This window comes from Metabacillus niabensis, from assembly GCF_902829255.1.
GTDB lineage: Bacteria > Bacillota > Bacilli > Bacillales > Bacillaceae > Metabacillus > Metabacillus niabensis.
In genome coordinates this window covers 1-3,291 of sequence record NZ_CADEPK010000419.1, presented here as the reverse complement: position 1 = coordinate 3,291, position 3,291 = coordinate 1, and the positions used below count along the sequence as shown (strand labels likewise).

Annotated in this window: 6 protein-coding genes; 2 read left to right on the top strand and 4 right to left on the bottom strand. The window is 33.1% G+C overall.

Going from position 1 to position 3,291, the window contains the following annotated elements:
* Both scpB and HU235_RS23135 read right to left on the bottom strand, forming a co-directional pair.
* Positions 1-463, bottom strand: a 463-nt coding sequence (scpB, locus tag HU235_RS23140; protein ID WP_174881735.1) for an SMC-Scp complex subunit ScpB, incomplete at its 3' end; no start/stop codon positions are given.
* 4 nt (positions 464-467) lie between these two features.
* Positions 468-1,211, bottom strand: coding sequence for a segregation/condensation protein A (locus tag HU235_RS23135; protein ID WP_145583436.1), 744 nt, complete (start codon positions 1,209-1,211; stop codon positions 468-470).
* A 193-nt stretch (positions 1,212-1,404) separates the two neighbouring features.
* Between HU235_RS23135 and HU235_RS23130 the strand changes: the two genes are divergently transcribed.
* The gene (locus HU235_RS23130) at positions 1,405-1,500 is read left to right on the top strand and encodes a YjcZ family sporulation protein (RefSeq protein ID WP_095301080.1); all 96 of its coding nucleotides are present in this window, start codon (positions 1,405-1,407) and stop codon (positions 1,498-1,500) included.
* 102 nt (positions 1,501-1,602) lie between these two features.
* Positions 1,603-2,136, top strand: coding sequence for a DUF309 domain-containing protein (locus tag HU235_RS23125; protein ID WP_174881734.1), 534 nt, complete (start codon positions 1,603-1,605; stop codon positions 2,134-2,136).
* A 43-nt stretch (positions 2,137-2,179) separates the two neighbouring features.
* Here HU235_RS23125 and HU235_RS23120 read toward each other — a convergent pair whose 3' ends face one another.
* Together HU235_RS23120 and ribH are read right to left on the bottom strand one after the other, a co-directional pair.
* Entirely contained in the window at positions 2,180-2,545 is a 366-nt protein-coding gene (locus HU235_RS23120) for a GNAT family N-acetyltransferase (RefSeq protein WP_174881733.1), read from the bottom strand.
* 135 nt (positions 2,546-2,680) lie between these two features.
* Entirely contained in the window at positions 2,681-3,148 is a 468-nt protein-coding gene (gene ribH, locus HU235_RS23115; protein WP_095301076.1) for a 6,7-dimethyl-8-ribityllumazine synthase, read from the bottom strand.
* Positions 3,149-3,291 lie beyond the last annotated feature (143 nt).

Here is a 3,291-nt window from a genome sequence, read left to right as displayed (position 1 = left end):
ACTCTTTTGTCGTTCCATATAATATGGCTCTACCCGTTCCTTCCGCTCTGCCAACTTCTTTAATTAATGCCTTTGTTACAAGAGTATGAATCGGTCTTTCTGTTTTCACACCACGTATTTCTTCAACTTCAGCTCTTGTTATTGGCTGACGGTATGCAATAATCGCTAAAGTTTCAAGTGCAGCTTGTGAAAGTGAAGTATTAACAGGTGTTTCAACTAAACGTTTTAAATAAGGAGAATGCTCCTTTTTCGTAGTTAGTTGATAATGCCCTGCAACTTCTACTAATTCTATCCCTCGTTCTTTCGCCTGATAGCCTTTTTCTAAATCTTTCAGAATTTCAAGTACTTCCTGTTCTTCAAGATCAAGAACAGTTACTAATTGTTTTAAAGAAAGCCCCTCATCCCCAGAAGCAAATAGTAAAGCTTCGACAATTGATTGCCATTCTATTAATCCAAAGGACATGACGCTATTCACTCCCCATAATAAAAATATCTGCAAAGTTATTTTCTTGTTCAATCAAAATCAAATGCGATTTCATTAATTCTAAAATAGCCAAAAACGTAACAACTAAATGGTCCTTATTACCTGAAGGAAACAAATCAGCAAACCTACGTCTACCTGGATGAGTTCGCAAATCCTCTAAAATTTCCTCCATTCTCCTTTCAATCGGTATTTCTTGTCTCGTAATCTTTGTCTGTAATGGCTTTTGTAGTTTTTTTCGTCTTAACATTTTTTGAAAGGCACCTAGCATATCATATAATGTTACATTTAGAGAATCCATTTGATTTATTGTCTGTGTTCCATATTCACTTAAATCACTTGGAGCTTTTGTATAAACTTGTGCTCTCTCCTCTTCAAGTTCCCGTAAATCTTCAGCTGCTTCCTTATATTTTCGATATTCAATTAATCGTTGCATTAGTTCTTCACGTGGGTCTTCCTCAGGTTCATTGATATATTCATCATCAAAAAGCTCCTCCTCTTGTTTAGGAAGTAGCATCCTACTTTTAATAGACAATAGTGTAGCAGCCATAACTAAATATTCAGAAGCAACATCAAGCTCTAAAACTTGCATCGTGTGAATATATAGCATGTATTGTTCGGTTATTTCAGATACTGGTATATCATATATATCAATTTCTAAACGATTTATTAAATGAAGGAGCAAATCCAAAGGTCCCTCAAAAGCATCAATTTTCACATGATACTGCAATCTTTATCCCACCATTCTTACAAGTAGCCACAATTTAGTATAGAATAAATTCCTCCTATGTCCAATAATATTTCAAAAATTACTTTGTATAAAACGAAAAGAAAAACTGTATGAAATAGACTGCTGCCCATACAACTCAGCAAATTGCTCATATATTACAAATGTAAAGCTAATCATTAAGGAGGAATTTAATATGGGTGAACAAGGTTTTAATTATGGCGGAGGATTTGCCTTAATCGTTGTATTATTTATCTTATTAATCATCGTTGGTGCTGCGTGGGTTTATTAATGGAAACAAGGTTGCTGTCTATCGGCAGCCTTTTTCATCTAATCTATGTTAAACTAATTTAACAATAGTCGTATTTTAGACGAAGGATTTGAGGTGCCTTATATGTATGATCAAGAGTATATCGACTTTCTCGTACACTTTCATTGTGATCGCGATTATTTTGAGTGCCATGAAATTTTAGAAGAACATTGGAAAAAAGACCCACCTTATAAAAGAAAATCCTATTGGGTTGGACTGATTCAAATAGCAGTCGGATTATATCATCAAAGAAGAGGCAACTTTGCCGGTGCTTTGAAAATGATTTCAAACGCTTTACGTATACTTACTAAGGAGCAATTAGCCTTATCAGAGCTTGGGTTACATAGCAATGATTTATTAAAACAGCTGAAAATTAGAAAAGCTGAAATTCTCGAAGAAAAAGCTTATTATAGCATAAATCTTCCGATTAGCGATGAGAATTTATTAGCGTTATGTATGCAAAAATGTGAGATACAACAAATTCCTTGGGGAAAAGAAAGTAATCTAACAGACGATGACTTAATTCATAAACATAAAAATCGCGATAGAAAAGAAGTAATTGAAGAAAGACTAAAACAATTGACAAAGCGAAAAGAAAATAGAAAAGACACAAAATGAAAAAAGCTTGATTTCTCAAGCTTTTTCATCTTACTATATCGTCTTAATTATTTTGTTCATCGTTACTTCGGCACTTCTCAAGAAATGCTTCTGTTTCCTCATTAGGTATAACTGATTTATTTTTGTACATGTCTTTTAGAGCATTAACCATCTGCTTTCCAATACCTTGACCTCTGTGTGAAGGATTTACTGAAATGTGTTGGACTTCAACAGTTTCTTCGTCTTTAAAAATAACACCTATTGCTCCAATGATGTCCTCATCCTGTTTCCAAAGAAACAATTGCCAATTTTCGTCTGTCTCGTATTGTTTAATTGTTGATTGTAATTGCTTTAAATCCTTTTCAGCTGGCATAAAAGACAAAAGACCCATCGCAATTTTTTCAAAACTTTTTTTAAAGCGTATTAACATATATACCCCTCATTAACAAAATAGCTTTCTTAAAAAGCAAATGTACTTAGTAACTGAATAATACCAAATTTATATAAATACTTCACACAACATTATAAACAGTTTCCTAGTGGTTTTAAACACTTTTCCTAAAAATTAATCGATAACCTTTAGTAAATTTGACATTTCAATTGCAGTAACAGCCGCTTCATATCCTTTATTGCCAGCTTTAGTTCCTGCTCTTTCTACTGCTTGCTCAATTGTTTCAGTTGTTAAAACACCAAATACAACAGGTACACCAGTTTTTAATGCAGCTTGAGAAATTCCCTTTGCTGCTTCATTACAAACATAATCGTAATGTGTTGTAGCACCTCTAATAACGGTTCCTAAAGTTATGACAGCATCATATTTTCCTGATTGTGCTAATTTATTTGCAACAAGAGGTAATTCAAAAGCACCTGGAACCCAAGCAACCGTTACGTTCTCTTCTTCAACTCCATGTCTTCTTAATCCATCCTCTGCACCAGTTAAAAGCTTTGATGTAATAAACTCATTAAAACGAGCAACAACAATCGCTATTTTCAATCCACTACCAATTAAATGTCCTTCAAATGTTTTCATCATAATTCCTCCATAATTTTGTTTAATCTATCAACATTAGCTATTTTAGCTAAATTTTTATTTGTTTAAAAATGTAAATAATGACCTAATTTTTCGTTTTTAGTTTTTAAATAATGTTGATTTTCTTCTCTTGCAGGCATTTCGAT

What these genes read in the sequence shown, in the direction of transcription:
- HU235_RS23125 (WP_174881734.1), top strand. Translation starts at nt 1,603, where the DNA reads ATGTATGATCAAGAGTATATCGACTTTCTCGTACACTTTCATTGTGAT.
- HU235_RS23120 (WP_174881733.1), bottom strand. Translation starts at nt 2,545, where the DNA reads ATGTTAATACGCTTTAAAAAAAGTTTTGAAAAAATTGCGATGGGTCTT.
- HU235_RS23130 (WP_095301080.1), top strand. Translation starts at nt 1,405, where the DNA reads ATGGGTGAACAAGGTTTTAATTATGGCGGAGGATTTGCCTTAATCGTT.
- ribH (WP_095301076.1), bottom strand. Translation starts at nt 3,148, where the DNA reads ATGATGAAAACATTTGAAGGACATTTAATTGGTAGTGGATTGAAAATA.